This window comes from Streptomyces sp. NPDC101110 (assembly GCF_044759525.1).
Lineage (GTDB): Bacteria > Actinomycetota > Actinomycetes > Streptomycetales > Streptomycetaceae > Streptomyces.
On sequence record NZ_JBIVZM010000004.1, the window covers coordinates 258426 to 274471 of the forward strand.

A 16046-nucleotide genomic window follows, 5' to 3' on the forward strand; every position below is an offset into this window, starting at 1 on the left:
TGTCCACAGGCTGGGGACAACAACTTGAACCGTACCGGCCGCGCTGACTACCGTGACGGAGCTCCGATTCGTTCCCTTATCCCTGCCCCACCCGATTTACATCCCGAGCCGTCCCAGAACCACACGTTCGTGGGACCTGTGAGAGAGCGTGCCCTGTGGCTGACGTACCTGCCGATCTTGCCGCAGTGTGGCCACGCGTATTGGAGCAGCTCCTCGGGGAGGGGCGCGGCCAAGGGGTCGAGGGGAAGGACGAGCACTGGATCCGGCGCTGCCAGCCGCTCGCGCTGGTCGCGGACACCGCGCTGCTCGCCGTGCCGAACGAGTTCGCGAAGGGCGTACTCGAGGGACGGCTGGCGCCGGTCGTCAGTGAGACGCTGAGCCGCGAGTGCGGGCGCCCGATCCGGATCGCGATCACCGTCGACGACTCCGCGGGCGAGCCCCCCGCCCCTCTCGCGCCCCCGGCGCGCCCCCAGCAGCGCTACGAGGAGCCCGAGCTCCCGTCCGCGCGCCAGGACCGCGACGGGTACGACCGCTCCGAACGTGACGGATACGACCGTCAGGAGCGCGACGCGTACGACCGCCAGGACCGCGACGCGTACGACCGCCAGGAGCGTGACGGGTACGAGCGCCCGGACCGCGACGGATATGAGGGGTACGGCCGTCACCGCGCCGAGCCGCTGCCCGGGCCGGCCGGCGACCAGCTTCCGCCTACGCGCGCAGATCAGCTGCCGACGCCCCGTCCCGCATACCCCTCCGAGTACCAGCGCCCCGAGCCCGGCGCCTGGCCGCGGCCGGCGCAGCAGGACGAGTACGGCTGGCAGCAGCAGCGCCTCGGCTTTCCCGAGCGTGATCCGTACGCGTCACCCGGGCAGGACTCGTACGGCTCCGGCTCGCAGGACACCTACGGGTCCCAGGACTCCTACGGAGCCAAAGACACGTACGGGTCCAAGGACTCCTACGGCCCGCCCTCCCAGGATTCCTACGGTTCCCCCTCCCAGGACTACCGCCCGCAGCCCGTCGAGCGGTCCTCCTACGACCCGCAACGCTCCGACTACGACACGTCGCGGGGTGAATACGACCAGCGTGACGCGGGGCGCCGGGAGCTGCCCGAGCCCCCGGCCGGTTCGGGCCACGTGCACCGGGGCGGCCCGGTCGGTCCGAACCTGCCGACGACCGGTGCGCCCGGCCCCCTGGCCGCGCAGCCCGCGCCGGCGACCGGCCCGGGTGAGCCGACCGCCCGCCTGAACCCGAAGTACCTCTTCGACACCTTCGTCATCGGCGCCTCCAACCGCTTCGCGCACGCGGCCGCGGTCGCCGTGGCCGAGGCGCCGGCGAAGGCGTACAACCCCTTGTTCATCTACGGGGAGTCCGGGCTCGGCAAGACTCACCTGCTGCACGCGATCGGGCACTACGCGCGCAGCCTGTACCCGGGAACGCGGGTGCGGTACGTGAGCTCGGAGGAGTTCACCAACGAGTTCATCAACTCCATCCGCGACGGCAAGGGCGACAGCTTCCGCAAGCGGTACCGCGAGATGGACATCCTGCTCGTCGATGACATCCAGTTCCTCGCGGACAAGGAGTCGACGCAGGAGGAGTTCTTCCACACCTTCAACACGCTCCACAACGCCAACAAGCAGATCGTGCTCTCCTCCGACCGGCCGCCGAAGCAGCTGGTGACGCTGGAAGACCGGCTGCGGAACCGGTTCGAGTGGGGCCTGATCACGGACGTCCAGCCACCCGAGCTGGAGACGCGGATCGCGATCCTCCGCAAGAAGGCGGTGCAGGAGCAGCTGAACGCGCCGCCAGAGGTGCTGGAGTTCATCGCGTCCCGGATCTCACGGAACATCCGTGAGCTGGAGGGCGCGCTGATCCGGGTCACGGCGTTCGCCTCGCTCAACCGGCAGCCGGTCGACCTGGGCCTGACGGAGATCGTTCTGAAGGACCTGATCCCCGGGGGCGAGGACTCGGCCCCCGAGATCACCTCGACGGCCATCATGGGCGCCACGGCGGACTACTTCGGGCTGACCGTCGAGGACCTGTGCGGCACGTCGCGCGGCCGCGCCCTCGTGACCGCCCGGCAGATCGCCATGTACCTGTGCCGTGAGCTGACGGACCTGTCGCTGCCGAAGATCGGCGCGTTGTTCGGCGGGCGCGATCACACCACGGTCATGCACGCGGACCGCAAGATCCGCAATCTGATGGCCGAGCGCCGCTCCATCTACAACCAGGTCACGGAGCTGACCAACCGCATCAAGAACGGCTGACGCCGCCGGCGGAACGCCGCTGAGGGCGCCCTCCTGTGCTTCCGGGGGCGCCCTTCTTCATGCCCCGGGGGGGCCGGCGAGCACCGCGCCGAGCATCCTCCCGGCACCCGACCGCAACCCGCTGTTCGATTAGTCGCCGGGTTACGGCCTCCCTCCACAGATTCGGTGACTTTCTGCCGTCCACATCCTGGGGACCGGGGAGTTGTCCAGATCGTGTCCACAGCCGCCGCTGTTGAAAGACCATCAGACCAGCTCAGGTGGTTGTGGATTGGTGGACGAAGGATCTCCACAGACTGTGGACGACGAGATGATCCACAGGCTGTGCACCGAGTTGTCCACCGGCTGCCCACAGGCTGGGGGCGGTTGTCCCCAGCAAACGGTCGCTTCTCCACATGACTGTCCACTGTTCGGCAACCCGACGCGCCTCCTCACCGGGTCGAGTGAAAGGCGTCACACAAAGGTGCCGGGTTGGGCTGTGGGAAAGCTGGGTAAAGCTGGGGATGGCGCTGGGGAGAACTCGCCTCACCCTGTGCACGGCGTGTGCAGAACTTTCTGTTCTCCACAGATACGCCCGGTTGTCCACCGCCTCCACCCACAGGACCCGTGGACAAAATTCCTGCCTTGAGCTGGGCAAACGAGGTTATCCACGGTATCCACAGGCCCTACTACTACTCCCGACTAGAGAGAGCTGGGAATCCGTTTCGAAGGGGGCCCTGTGCACAACTCGCTCTTCGGTGCCCGGCCGCCCCTCGTCACGACTTGACCCCGAGAGGCACCTACTGTCAGTGCCGTGCGTCAGACTGGTCCCCGGTGTCCTCCCCGTCACAGGGACCGTCGACACCGAGACAGACGACGAGGGCCAGGCAGAGCGAGAAGCGCCGGCAACAGCAGGAGGCGGCAACAGTGAAGATCCGGGTGGAACGCGACGTACTCGCGGAGGCAGTGGCCTGGGCGGCACGCAGCCTCCCGGCCCGTCCGCCGGCGCCTGTCCTCGCCGGCCTCCTGCTGAAGACCGAGGAGGGCAAGCTGAGCCTGTCCGGCTTCGACTACGAGGTCTCCGCGCGGGTCTCCGTGGATGCCGAGGTCGAGGAGGAGGGCACGGTCCTGGTCTCCGGCCGCCTGCTCGCGGACATCTGCCGCGCGCTGCCCAACCGCCCGGTGGAGATTTCCACAGACGGTGTACGGGCGACCGTGGTCTGCGGCTCCTCCCGGTTCACACTCCACACCCTGCCTGTGGAGGAGTACCCGGCCCTGCCCCAGATGCCGAACGCGACGGGCACCGTCCCCGGCGAGGTCTTCGCCTCCGCCGCCTCCCAGGTCGCCATCGCGGCCGGCCGTGACGACACGCTGCCCGTCCTCACCGGTGTGCGCATCGAGATCGAGGGCGACACCGTCACGCTGGCGTCCACCGACCGCTACCGCTTCGCGGTCCGCGAGTTCCTGTGGAAGCCCGAGAACCCGGAGGCCTCCGCGGTCGCCCTGGTGCCCGCCAAGACGCTCCTGGACACCGCCAAGGCCCTGACCAGCGGCGACCAGGTCACCCTGGCGCTGTCCGGCTCGGGCTCCGGCGAGGGCCTGATCGGCTTCGAGGGTGCCGGCCGCCGCACGACGACCCGGCTGTTGGAGGGCGACCTCCCGAAGTACCGCACGCTCTTCCCGACGGAGTTCAACAGCGTCGCCGTGATCGAGACCGCCCCCTTCGTGGAGGCCGTCAAGCGCGTGGCCCTGGTCGCCGAGCGCAACACCCCGGTGCGGCTCAGCTTCGAGCAGGGCGTGCTCATCCTGGAGGCCGGTTCCAGCGACGACGCACAGGCTGTGGAGAGGGTCGACGCCCAGCTCGAGGGCGACGACATCTCGATCGCCTTCAACCCGACGTTCCTGCTGGACGGCCTGAGCGCCATCGACTCCCCGGTGGCCCAGCTGTCGTTCACGACGTCCACCAAGCCCGCCCTGCTCAGCGGCAAGCCGGCGCTGGACGCCGAGGCGGACGACGCCTACAAGTACCTGATCATGCCGGTGCGCCTCAGCGGCTGAGCCGGGCCCGGGGCCGCAGGCAGGCTGGGATCACCGGCGGTTGTCCACAGGTTGAGGACAAAGCCGCAGGTGAGGGCGTACGAGTGAGCGCGTATGCCCACAGATGTGCGCGAGCGTCCGGGTTTAGGCTCGGACGTGGGTACGAAAGTGCCTCGCGGTACGCACGTGCCGCCACGCCACGTCGCAGAACCTAAGGAACACAACTGATGGAGCTCGGTCTCGTCGGCCTCGGCAAGATGGGCGGCAACATGCGCGAGCGGATCCGCCGCGCAGGCCACACCGTCCTCGGATACGACCGCAACCCGGACCTCGCCGATGTCCACAGCCTGGAAGAGCTTGTGGGCAAGCTCAGCGGCCCGCGCGTGATCTGGGTGATGGTCCCTGCCGGTGAGGCCACGCAGACCACGATCGACCGGCTCGCCGAGCTGCTGGAGCCCGGCGACGTCGTCGTGGACGGCGGCAACTCCCGCTGGACCGACGACGAGCGGCACGCGGAGGAGCTGGCGGCCAAGGGCATCGGTTTCGTCGACTGCGGTGTCTCCGGCGGCGTCTGGGGCCTGGAGAACGGCTACGCGCTGATGTACGGCGGCGACAAGGAGAACGTCGCCAAGGTGCAGCCGGTCTTCGACGCCCTCAAGCCGGAGGGCGATTTCGGCTCGGTGCACGCCGGCAAGGTGGGCGCGGGCCACTTCGCGAAGATGGTCCACAACGGCATCGAGTACGCGATGATGCAGGCCTACGCCGAGGGCTGGGAGCTCCTGGAGAAGGTCGACTCCGTGACCGACGTCCGGGAGGTCTTCCGCTCCTGGCAGGAGGGCACGGTCATCCGTTCCTGGCTGCTCGACCTCGCGGTCAACGCGCTCGACGAGGACGAGCACCTGGACGAGCTGCGGGGTTATGCACAGGACTCCGGCGAGGGACGCTGGACTGTGGAGGCCGCCATCGACAACGCGGTGCCGCTGCCGGCGATCACCGCGTCGCTGTTCGCGCGCTTCGCCTCCCGCCAGGAGGACTCGCCCCAGATGAAGATGATCGCGGCGCTGCGGAACCAGTTCGGCGGCCACGCGGTCGAGAAGAAGTAGTCCACAGGGCTGTACGGCAGTCCACGAACGCCCGGGGAGGTCGGCGAAACGACCATGCACGTCACGCATCTGTCGCTGGCCGACTTCCGTTCGTACCCCCGGGTCGAGGTCCCGCTCGACCCCGGGGTGACCGCCTTCGTCGGGCCGAACGGGCAGGGCAAGACCAACCTGGTCGAGGCCGTCGGCTATCTCGCCACGCTCGGCAGCCACCGGGTCTCCTCCGACGCCCCCCTGGTCCGCATGGGCGCCGAGCGCGCGATCATCCGGGCCCAGGTCCGGCAGGGCGAACGGCAGCAGCTGGTCGAGCTGGAGCTGAACCCCGGGCGCGCCAACCGGGCGCGTATCAACAGGTCCTCGCAGGTCAGACCGCGTGACGTGCTGGGGATCGTACGGACCGTGCTGTTCGCGCCCGAGGATCTCGCGCTGGTCAAGGGCGACCCCGGCGAGCGGCGCCGTTTCCTCGACGAGCTGATCACCGCGCGCTCTCCGCGCATGGCCGGGGTCCGCTCCGACTACGACCGGGTCCTCAAGCAGCGCAACACACTGCTGAAGTCCGCCGCCCTGGCCCGTCGGCACGGCGGCCGCACCATGGACATGTCCACGTTGGACGTGTGGGACCAGCATCTCGCGCGTGCGGGCGCCGAGTTGCTGGCGCAGCGCCTGGACCTGATCGCCGCGGTCCAGCCGCTGGCGGACAAGGCATATGAGCAGCTCGCGCCCGGTGGCGGCCCGATCGCGCTGGAGTACAAGCCGTCCGCGCCGGGCGAGGCGCACACCCGCGAGGATCTCTACGAGCAGCTGATGGCGGCGCTCGCGGAGGCCCGCAAGCAGGAGATCGAGCGAGGTGTCACCCTGATCGGCCCGCACCGCGACGACCTGCAGCTCAAGCTCGGCCAGCTCCCGGCCAAGGGCTACGCCTCCCACGGCGAGTGCTGGTCCTACGCGCTGGCACTGCGTCTGGCCTCGTACGACCTGCTCAGGGCGGAGGGCAACGAGCCGGTGCTGGTGCTCGACGACGTCTTCGCCGAGCTGGACACCCGTCGCCGTGAGCGCCTGGCCGAGCTGGTCGCGCCCGGCGAGCAGGTGCTGGTGACGGCCGCGGTCGACGACGACGTACCGCATGTGCTGTCCGGGACGCGGTTCGCCGTGTCCGAGGGGACGGTGGAGCGGGTATGACGGAGAACACACCCGGTGACGCCCCCCAGCCGTCCAAGTCCTCCAAGGCCCCCGAGCCCTCCGGCGTCGACCTCGCGCGCGTGGCACTGCGCGCGGCCAAGGAAGCGGCACGCGCGCGGGGGGACGCTGCGCAGCAGAAGAAGCAGGCACGCCGTGGCGGTCTGCGGTCCGGCGCGCGAGCCGACGGACGCGACCCCATGGCACTCGGGTCCGCGATCAACCGGCTGATCAACGAACGAGGCTGGGAGGCGCCGGCCGCGGTGGGCGGCGTGATGGGCCGCTGGCCGCAGATCGTCGGCGAGGACGTGGCCAAGCACTGTGTGCCGGAGAGGTACGACGAGGACGAGCGCGTCCTGACGGTGCGCTGCGACTCGACGGCCTGGGCGACGAACCTCCGGCTGCTGGCGCCCACGCTGGTCGCGCGGCTGAACGAGGACCTGGGCCACGGCAGGGTGAAGCTGATCAAGGTGCAGGGCCCCGGCGGGCCCACCCGCCGCTACGGCCCGTTGCGCGCACCCGGCAGCACCGGGCCGGGCGACACCTACGGCTGATCGGCACCGGTTTTCCCACTGGTCGGCAGCACGTGACTGACATCACATCAGGGGCTTGCGGCGGCCCTGTCGGTGCGTCGGCGGCCCTCTTGTCGCGTGCCCGCACACGGTTGCGAATCGCGACCTGACTCCGAAGTAGCCAAGGGTTGACGGCCGGAAGCGCTGAGTGCCTCCGTGAGCCTCTTGGAGCCCCCTTCCGCATATCGGGAGTCGGACAAGACCCGTCGAGGGCGGCACATGCGGACTCAGGTACCGGCAAACCCCCATCAGTGTCAGTGCTACCGGTAGACTGGAAGCAATCCCGCCCCACTCGCTGGGGACCGTCCGGGAAAAGCTGAGCAACGCTGATCAAGGCTTACCAACGCAACATGCCGCAGCCGCTCCGGCAACCCGCCGACGAGCCTGGCTCGTGCTGTGCCAGAAAGGGCGCTTCGTGGCCGATTCCGGCAACCCCAACGAGAACATCCCGTCCACCGACGAAGGCGTGAGCAGCGAGGCGATCACCTCCAGCAGCGAGGTCACCGCCTCGTACGACGCCAGTGCCATCACCGTCCTCGAGGGTCTGGACGCGGTCCGCAAGCGACCCGGCATGTACATCGGCTCGACCGGTGAGCGCGGCCTGCACCACCTCGTGTACGAGGTAGTCGACAACTCCGTCGACGAGGCGCTGGCCGGGCACGCGGACACGATCCAGGTGACGATCCTCCCCGACGGCGGCGTCCGCGTCGTCGACAACGGCCGTGGCATCCCGGTGGGCATCGTCCCGTCCGAGGGCAAGCCGGCCGTCGAGGTCGTGCTGACCGTGCTGCACGCGGGCGGCAAGTTCGGCGGCGGCGGCTACGCGGTCTCCGGTGGTCTGCACGGCGTCGGCGTCTCGGTGGTGAACGCCCTGTCCAGCAAGGTCTCCGTCGAGGTGAAGACCGACGGCCACCGCTGGACGCAGGACTACAAGATGGGCGTCCCCACGGCGCCGCTCGCCAAGCACGAGGCCATCGAGGAGACCGGCACCTCGGTCACCTTCTGGGCCGACGGCGACATCTTCGAGACCACCGACTACTCCTTCGAGACGCTCTCGCGGCGCTTCCAGGAGATGGCGTTCCTCAACAAGGGCCTCACGATCAAGCTCACGGACGAGCGCGAGTCCGCGAAGGCCACGTCGGGGGCGGACGAGGCGGGGGCGGACGAGACCGCCGAGGTCAAGACGGTCACGTACCACTACGAGGGCGGCATCGTCGACTTCGTGAAGTACCTCAACTCCCGCAAGGGCGAGGCGGTGCACCCCACCGTCATCGACCTGGAGGCCGAGGACAAGGACAGGCAGCTGTCCCTCGAGGTCGCCATGCAGTGGAACGGCGGCTACACCGAGGGCGTGTACTCCTTCGCCAACATCATCCACACCCACGAGGGCGGCACGCACGAAGAGGGCTTCCGCGCCGCGCTGACCTCGCTGATCAACAAGTATGCGCGGGACAAGAGGCTGCTGCGCGAGAAGGACGACAACCTCACGGGTGACGACATCCGCGAGGGCCTGACGGCGATCATCTCGGTCAAGCTGAGCGAGCCCCAGTTCGAGGGCCAGACCAAGACCAAGCTGGGCAACACCGAGGCCAAGACCTTCGTGCAGAAGGTCGTCTACGAGCACCTCGCGGACTGGCTCGACCGCAACCCGAACGAGGCGGCGGACATCATCCGCAAGGGCATCCAGGCGGCCACCGCGCGTGTGGCGGCCCGCAAGGCCCGTGACCTCACCCGCCGCAAGGGCCTGCTGGAGACGGCGTCCCTGCCCGGCAAGCTCTCCGACTGCCAGTCGAACGATCCCACCAAGTGCGAGATCTTCATCGTCGAGGGTGACTCCGCCGGCGGCTCGGCCAAGTCCGGCCGCAATCCGCAGTACCAGGCGATCCTCCCGATCCGAGGCAAGATCCTCAACGTCGAGAAGGCGCGGATCGACAAGATCCTGCAGAACCAGGAGATCCAGGCGCTGATCTCGGCCTTCGGCACCGGAGTCCACGAGGACTTCGACATCGAGAAGCTGCGCTATCACAAGATCATCCTGATGGCGGACGCCGACGTCGACGGCCAGCACATCAACACCCTGTTGCTGACCTTCCTGTTCCGTTTCATGCGGCCCCTGGTCGAGGCCGGTCACGTGTACCTCTCCCGCCCGCCGCTCTACAAGATCAAGTGGGGCAAGGACGACTTCGAGTACGCCTACTCCGACCGCGAGCGCGACGCCCTGATCGAGATGGGCCGCAACGCCGGCAAGCGCATCAAGGACGACTCCGTCCAGCGCTTCAAGGGTCTCGGTGAGATGAACGCCGAGGAGCTGCGCATCACGACCATGGACCAGGAGCACCGCGTCCTCGGCCAGGTCACCCTCGACGACGCCGCTCAGGCCGACGACCTGTTCTCGGTCCTCATGGGTGAGGACGTCGAGGCCCGTCGCGCGTTCATCCAGCGCAACGCCAAGGACGTCCGCTTCCTCGACATCTGAGTCGGTCTCAGCTGACCGCACCAGGAAGGATCTTCACCAGCAATGACCGACGAGAACACTCCCGTGACGACGCCCGAGGGTGACGCCCTGGCCATGCGCGTCGAGCCCGTCGGGCTCGAGACGGAGATGCAGCGTTCGTACCTCGACTACGCGATGTCCGTCATCGTCTCGCGTGCGCTGCCCGACGTCCGCGACGGCCTCAAGCCCGTCCACCGCCGCGTGCTGTACGCCATGTACGACGGCGGTTACCGCCCCGAGCGCGGCTTCTACAAGTGCGCCCGCGTCGTCGGCGACGTCATGGGCAACTACCACCCGCACGGCGACTCCTCGATCTACGACGCACTCGTGCGCCTCGCCCAGCCCTGGTCGATGCGCATGCCGCTCGTCGACTCCAACGGCAACTTCGGCTCCCCGGGCAACGACCCGGCCGCGGCCATGCGGTACACCGAGTGCAAGATGGCGCCGCTGTCGATGGAGATGGTCCGCGACATCGACGAGGAGACCGTCGACTTCACGGACAACTACGACGGCCGCTCCCAGGAGCCGACCGTCCTGCCGGCCCGTTTCCCGAACCTGCTGATCAACGGCTCGGCCGGTATCGCGGTCGGCATGGCGACGAACATCCCGCCGCACAACCTGCGCGAGGTCGCCGCCGGCGCCCAGTGGTACCTGGAGAACCCCGAGGCCTCCCACGAGGAGCTGCTGGACGCGCTCATCGAGCGCATCAAGGGCCCGGACTTCCCGACCGGCGCGCTCGTCGTCGGCCGCCGGGGCATCGAGGAGGCGTACCGCACCGGCCGCGGCTCCATCACCATGCGCGCGGTCGTCGAGGTCGAGGAGATCCAGAACCGCCAGTGCCTGGTGGTCACGGAGCTGCCGTACCAGGTCAACCCGGACAACCTCGCGCAGAAGATCGCCGACCTCGTGAAGGACGGCAAGATCGGCGGCATCGCGGACGTCCGCGACGAGACCTCCTCGCGCACCGGTCAGCGCCTGGTCATCGTGCTGAAGCGGGACGCGGTTGCCAAGGTCGTGCTGAACAACCTCTACAAGCACACCGACCTGCAGACGAACTTCGGCGCCAACATGCTGGCGCTGGTGGACGGCGTGCCGCGCACGCTCTCGCTGGACGCGTTTATCCGCCACTGGGTGACCCACCAGATCGAGGTCATCGTCCGCCGTACGCGCTTCCGGCTGCGCAAGGCCGAGGAGCGGGCGCACATCCTGCGCGGTCTGCTGAAGGCCCTGGACGCCATCGACGAGGTCATCGCGCTGATCCGGCGCAGTGAGACCGTCGAGATCGCCCGCGGCGGCCTGATGGACCTGCTGACGATCGACGAGATCCAGGCCAACGCCATCCTCGAGATGCAGCTGCGCCGACTGGCCGCCCTGGAGCGCCAGAAGATCGTCCAGGAGCACGACGAGCTCCAGGCGAAGATCAACGAGTACAACGAGATCCTCGCCTCCCCCGTCCGCCAGCGCGGCATCGTCAGCGCCGAACTGGCCGCGATCGTCGAGAAGTACGGCGACGACCGCAAGACGACGCTGATCCCCTACGAGGGCGACATGTCCATCGAGGACCTGATCGCCGAGGAGGACATCGTCGTCACGGTCACCCGGGGCGGCTACATCAAGCGCACCAAGACCGACGACTACCGTGCCCAGAAGCGCGGCGGCAAGGGCGTGCGGGGCACGAAGCTCAAGGAAGACGACATCGTCGACCACTTCTTCGTGTCCACCACGCACCACTGGCTGCTGTTCTTCACCAACAAGGGCCGCGTCTACCGCGTGAAGGGCTACGAGCTGCCCGACGCCGGCCGGGACGCGCGCGGTCAGCACGTGGCGAACCTGCTCGCCTTCCAGCCGGACGAGTCGATCGCCGAGATCCTGGCGATCCGCAACTACGAGGCGGTCCCCTACCTCGTGCTCGCCACCAAGGCCGGACTTGTGAAGAAGACGCCTCTGAAGGATTACGATTCGCCCCGTTCCGGCGGTGTGATCGCGATCAACCTTCGCGCGATGGAGGACGGGTCCGACGACGAACTGATCGGTGCCGAACTCGTCTCGTCGGATGACGATCTCCTTCTGATCAGCAAGAAGGCGCAGTCGATCAGGTTCACTGCATCGGACGACACCCTGCGGCCCATGGGCCGTGCCACCTCGGGCGTCAAGGGCATGAGCTTCCGCGAAGGCGACGAGCTGCTCTCGATGAATGTTGTTCGACCCGGTACGTTCGTGTTCACTGCCACAGACGGCGGGTACGCGAAGCGGACCGCCGTCGACGAGTACCGCGTCCAGGGTCGCGGCGGTCTCGGCATCAAGGCCGCCAAGATCGTCGAAGACCGTGGATCCCTCGTCGGCGCGCTGGTGGTCGAGGAGACCGACGAGATCCTCGCCATCACGCTGTCGGGCGGTGTGATTCGTACGCGAGTCAACGAGATCAGGGAAACCGGCCGTGACACCATGGGCGTCCAACTGATCAATCTGGGCAAGCGCGATGCCGTCGTGGGCATCGCTCGCAACGCCGAGGCGGGGCGTGAGGCGGAGGAGGTCGACGGCGATGTGGTCGTCGACGAGAACGCCGAGAGCGCCGCGACCAGCGGCACGGACGAGGGTGAGGCGCCCTCGGCCGAGTAGGCACGAGGAGTGAGTCAGCGTGAGCGGAGCCACGGGCGCCGGACCGGCCGGAACCTCGAGGGGTACGGAAGCGGACGACGGCGGCCGTGGCTCCGCCGCGCGTGCGGCGGACCCGCACACGACCAACCTGAAGGCGATCAAGTCCCCGACCAAGGACGAGCCGTCGCCGGACGCGCACGAATCACAGGGGGGAACTGTGACGGACACCCGAGGTCCGCAGACTCAGCAGGCCAAGTCCGGTGCGGGGACGTCCGCCTCCGGCGCGCAGCCGAAGCCGGCCGCGCAGGAACCGGCCACGGCGTCGCCCCTGCCGGGCGAACGCAAGACGCAGCAGCCTGCCGGCCCGTACCACCCGCCGCAGGCCTACCCGGCGCAGCAGGCGGCGGCCGGGGCCGGCGCCGAGGCGGTACGGCGTCCTCGCACGGGGGCGCGCACCACGCCCCGCGTCCGCAAGGCGCGGCTCCGCGTGGCGAAGGCCGACCCGTGGTCGGTGATGAAGGTCAGCTTCCTGCTCTCCATCGCCCTGGGCATCTGCACGATCGTCGCGTCCGCCGTGCTGTGGATGGTCATGGACGCGATGGGCGTCTTCTCAACGGTGGGCGGCACGATCTCCGAAGCCACCGGATCGAACGAGTCCAACGGCTTCGACCTGCAGGCTTTCCTGTCGCTGCCCAACGTCCTGATGTTCACGTCGGTCATCGCGGTCATCGACGTGGTCCTGGCGACCGCCCTCGCGACGCTCGGCGCGTTCATCTACAACCTGTCCGCGGGCTTCGTGGGCGGGGTGGAGCTGACGCTCGCCGAGGACGAGTGACGTCACCTTCGTCTTTCTCCTGACGAGCTGTCCTGACGGTGCTCTGACAACCGATTTTGGGACTGCCCATGTCGTGCGCTAATCTTCAGGAGTCAGCGCGCGGGACACACACCGCAGAGCGCGGCGGGGCTATAGCTCAGTTGGTTAGAGCGCATCCCTGATAAGGATGAGGCCACAGGTTCAAATCCTGTTAGCCCCACCAGCGAGAAGACCCTCAGTCGAATGCGACTGGGGGTCTTTCGGTGTCCGTGGCCGGTGTTCAGGTGGACGGCTCTGTGGCCGACGGCTACGGCCGACGGTCACGGTCGAAGGCCATGGCCGATGGTTCTGGCCGACGGCTATGGCTCTCATCCGGTGGGCACGCCCTGATCCGAGGTCTCTGGAGCAGGACATGCGTAAGCCCGGCCGCTCCGCGGAGCTGCCGGGCTTTGTACGCAGTTCGCCGGGACGTCGTTCTCAGAGGTTCAGCGCTTCAGGGGCGTGAGATGGTCCGCCTCGGGGTCGGAGCCGGGGTCCTCGTCAGTGCCGTCGGTGCCGGGGGAGGCGGCCGTGTCCGCGGGTGAGCGGTGCCGGCAGCGGGGGGTCTTGCCGTGGGCCTCGGCACGGATGCGCTGCTTCATCGTGGGGGGCAGGGCCCTGGGGGAGGACCAGGGGGACATCACCGGTGCCGCCGTCCGCTGCTGCGGGATGCTCGCGCCGTTGCTGTTGCTCTTCTGCTCGGTCTGCGGTACGGCCGCGGCGGCGGTCGTGGTGATCAGGCCGAGCGCCGTGCACAGCGCGAGGAAGGCGGTGACGATGGTGGTCCACAGCTTCATGACCTTGTTCCGGGCCATGGCCCCTCACTTTCGGGTTGGGCGATTTGCGTACTTTCCTCATGATGTGTATGGGGGTCGAGAAGTGGTGGACCTCCGCCCGTGGCGCGTCGATGTTCTGATGAACACCACCCGGATGGGTGCAGGGCGGTTGAAAACATGAGGAAAGCGCCGAAGGAGGGTCAAAGTAACCTTCCGTCGGCGTGTGGTCACCCTCTGATCGGAACGTTGCACTCCGCTTCTATCCCGGCTTCCGGGACGGGAGTTGAGGGCCGACGCAGGTCACCGATCGGTCTCGGCCGGTGTGTATAGTCGGGCGCCAGAGGTCCCCTACGTCAAGGAAAGACGAGGTCGCGCGGTGAAGAAGCTTCTCCTGGTCGCACTGGCCGCCATCGGCGGGCTCCTCGTGTACCGCCAGATCCAGGCGGATCGCGCCGAGCAGGATCTGTGGACGGAGGCGACTGACTCCGTGCCCACGGGTTCGTGAGTCACGACAACTCATACCGAGCACACCCCGGCCGCCTCGCGGTCGGGGTTTTGTGTGCCGAGGGCCGGTCGTGAACCCGGTGCACGCGGCAGGATGGGCCACGGCTTCACGGCTCTGCGGTCCGGCGAGGGTGAGGGGTGGCGCGTGAGGGGACGGTGTCGTACGGCGTGGCGACGGCACACGGGGGCGTGGCGCGGCCGTCCGGCCGTGGCCGTGCGCGTCGGCGCCGCGGCGCTGGTCCTGGGGACGACGACGGCAGCGCTGCCGACGACAGCCGCAGCGGTTGCGGGCAACGAGGCAGCGGCTGCGGGGCGGGCCTCCGCCATCGCGGCGCAGGCCTCCGCCACCGCGGCGCGGGCCTCCGCCACCGCTGCGACGGCCTCCGGTACGCCGAGCCCCTACGCCTTCGCCGACGGTGCCCGGAGCATCGAAGGAGCCAGAAGCACCGGTGACGCCGCCCTTCTGAAGCCCGGCGAGGCCTACAAGAGCTCTCTGCCGGGCACCGGCAGGGTCAGCTACCGCCTCGACCTCGACGCCGCGTCCAACGCGTACGTCTCCGTCACGGCCGTCCCCTCCCCCGACACCACCGTCTCCGTCATCGACGGGGTCAGGGTGACCGTGCAGGACGCCGAGGGCAACACCTGCTCCGATGACACCAAGAGGTTCGGTACCGCCCGCAGCCCCCACCCGATCGCCGCGTGGGGGATGCGTGAGATCTCGCCCAACCGGCCGCTGTGCCGGAAGGCCGGTGCCTACTACGTGTCCGTCGAGCGCGTCGACCCCGAGGGCGACGGCTCCTCACCCGACGCCTGGGGCCTGGAACTCCTGGCCACGACGGAACCGGGAACAGCGAAGACCGGGGCGACCGGCGCGCCCGAGGGATGGAACTCCGCCACGCCCCAGCCGCTCCAGGGTGAGCCCGGGCACCGCAAGGGCGGAGCGGGTTTCACCGGGGCGACGCCCCTGGACCAGGGCGTCTGGCGGGACGACATCCGGCCGGGCCAGACCCTCTTCTACGAGGTGCCGGTCGACTGGGGACAGCAGGTCTCCGTCACCGCGGACCTCGGCAGCTCCGACTCCGGCGGCACCGGGTACACGTCCGACGCGCTGGACCTGGTCCTCTACAACCCCGCGCGCGGTGATGTCGCCGATGTGGCCGTGGGCTACGACGGCGACCAGAAGTCCGGAAGCCTGCCTCCCCTGCCCCCGGTCGACCACGCCAACCGCCACTCCGCCATCGCCCAGGTGAGCGCGATGCGCTTCGCCGGCTCCTACTACCTCGTCGCCCATCTCGCCCGCGGTGTCGCCGACAGCTTCGGGGACGGGCCGTTCAAGATGACGCTGCGCGTGACGGTGAGCGGGGAGCCGCGTGGAGGGCCCGACTACGAGGGGGAGTCCGTGCCGAGCGGCGTCTTCGAGGTCTCGGAGCAGGACCGGGAGGCGGCTGCGGAGGGCGTGGCCGCGGGCGGTGACACCGCCATGAGGGTGCTCGCCGTGGGCGGCATCGGCACCGGGAGCGCGCTGCTCGTGGGGCTCGGCGTGTGGACCCTTGTGGCCCGGCGCAGGAGTGTCGCGTAGGGGAGCGCCGAGGGCCGCGGGCAGTCTGCCTCGGCGCGCGGAGTATCGCCTGAGAGGGGTTCCGCCGGCCGCCCAGGCGGTTCGCTGCGGCGCGCGGAGTATCGCCTGAGGGGAGCT

The 16046-nt window shown here is 68.9% G+C and carries 11 protein-coding genes and 1 tRNA gene; 11 read left to right on the forward strand and 1 reads right to left on the reverse strand.

Annotated elements, in window-relative coordinates:
- Nucleotides 1-155 precede the first annotated feature (155 nt).
- The 9 genes from dnaA (at nt 156) to ACIQU3_RS10560 (ending at nt 13254) form a co-directional block, all read left to right on the forward strand.
- Entirely contained in the window at nt 156-2264 is a 2109-nt protein-coding gene (dnaA, locus tag ACIQU3_RS10520; RefSeq protein WP_403924391.1) for a chromosomal replication initiator protein DnaA, read from the forward strand.
- A 903-nt stretch (nt 2265-3167) separates the two neighbouring features.
- Entirely contained in the window at nt 3168-4298 is a 1131-nt protein-coding gene (gene dnaN / locus ACIQU3_RS10525) for a DNA polymerase III subunit beta (protein WP_403741841.1), read from the forward strand.
- A gap of 206 nt (nt 4299-4504) precedes the next feature.
- Nucleotides 4505-5380: a phosphogluconate dehydrogenase (NAD(+)-dependent, decarboxylating) gene (gnd, locus tag ACIQU3_RS10530; RefSeq protein ID WP_361114601.1), complete on the forward strand. Its 876-nt coding sequence runs from the start codon at nt 4505-4507 to the stop codon at nt 5378-5380.
- 54 nt (nt 5381-5434) lie between these two features.
- Entirely contained in the window at nt 5435-6556 is a 1122-nt protein-coding gene (gene recF, locus ACIQU3_RS10535) for a DNA replication/repair protein RecF (RefSeq protein ID WP_403741845.1), read from the forward strand.
- Nucleotides 6553-7107: a DUF721 domain-containing protein gene (locus tag ACIQU3_RS10540; protein ID WP_403741848.1), complete on the forward strand. Its 555-nt coding sequence runs from the start codon at nt 6553-6555 to the stop codon at nt 7105-7107. Before recF ends, ACIQU3_RS10540 begins: the two co-directional genes overlap by 4 nt.
- Nucleotides 7108-7540: 433 nt before the next feature.
- Nucleotides 7541-9601 (forward strand): DNA topoisomerase (ATP-hydrolyzing) subunit B, encoded by a 2061-nt coding sequence (gene gyrB, locus ACIQU3_RS10545; RefSeq protein WP_403741851.1) that lies wholly within the window; start codon nt 7541-7543, stop codon nt 9599-9601.
- A 42-nt stretch (nt 9602-9643) separates the two neighbouring features.
- The gene (gyrA, locus tag ACIQU3_RS10550) at nt 9644-12238 is read left to right on the forward strand and encodes a DNA gyrase subunit A (RefSeq protein ID WP_403924394.1); all 2595 of its coding nucleotides are present in this window, start codon (nt 9644-9646) and stop codon (nt 12236-12238) included.
- 19 nt (nt 12239-12257) lie between these two features.
- Nucleotides 12258-13052: a DUF3566 domain-containing protein gene (locus tag ACIQU3_RS10555; protein WP_403741857.1), complete on the forward strand. Its 795-nt coding sequence runs from the start codon at nt 12258-12260 to the stop codon at nt 13050-13052.
- 125 nt (nt 13053-13177) lie between these two features.
- Nucleotides 13178-13254, forward strand: a tRNA-Ile gene (locus ACIQU3_RS10560).
- Nucleotides 13255-13516: 262 nt separating this feature from the next.
- Here ACIQU3_RS10560 and ACIQU3_RS10565 read toward each other — a convergent pair.
- Nucleotides 13517-13885 carry a DUF6344 domain-containing protein gene (locus ACIQU3_RS10565; RefSeq protein WP_403924397.1) on the reverse strand — a complete coding sequence of 123 codons (369 nt, stop codon included), beginning with the start codon at nt 13883-13885 and terminating at the stop codon, nt 13517-13519.
- A gap of 337 nt (nt 13886-14222) precedes the next feature.
- On the opposite strand from ACIQU3_RS10565, the gene ACIQU3_RS10570 reads away from it, so the two are divergent.
- Nucleotides 14223-14351, forward strand: coding sequence for a DLW-39 family protein (locus tag ACIQU3_RS10570; protein ID WP_003999697.1), 129 nt, complete (start codon nt 14223-14225; stop codon nt 14349-14351).
- A 207-nt stretch (nt 14352-14558) separates the two neighbouring features.
- A complete protein-coding gene (locus ACIQU3_RS10575; protein ID WP_403924400.1) occupies nt 14559-15929 on the forward strand; it encodes a hypothetical protein in 1371 nt (456 codons plus the stop codon).
- Nucleotides 15930-16046 lie beyond the last annotated feature (117 nt).

What these genes read in the sequence shown, in the direction of transcription:
- gnd (WP_361114601.1), top strand. Translation starts at nt 4,505, where the DNA reads ATGGAGCTCGGTCTCGTCGGCCTCGGCAAGATGGGCGGCAACATGCGC.
- gyrA (WP_403924394.1), top strand. Translation starts at nt 9,644, where the DNA reads ATGACCGACGAGAACACTCCCGTGACGACGCCCGAGGGTGACGCCCTG.
- ACIQU3_RS10540 (WP_403741848.1), top strand. Translation starts at nt 6,553, where the DNA reads ATGACGGAGAACACACCCGGTGACGCCCCCCAGCCGTCCAAGTCCTCC.
- recF (WP_403741845.1), top strand. Translation starts at nt 5,435, where the DNA reads ATGCACGTCACGCATCTGTCGCTGGCCGACTTCCGTTCGTACCCCCGG.
- ACIQU3_RS10565 (WP_403924397.1), bottom strand. Translation starts at nt 13,885, where the DNA reads ATGGCCCGGAACAAGGTCATGAAGCTGTGGACCACCATCGTCACCGCC.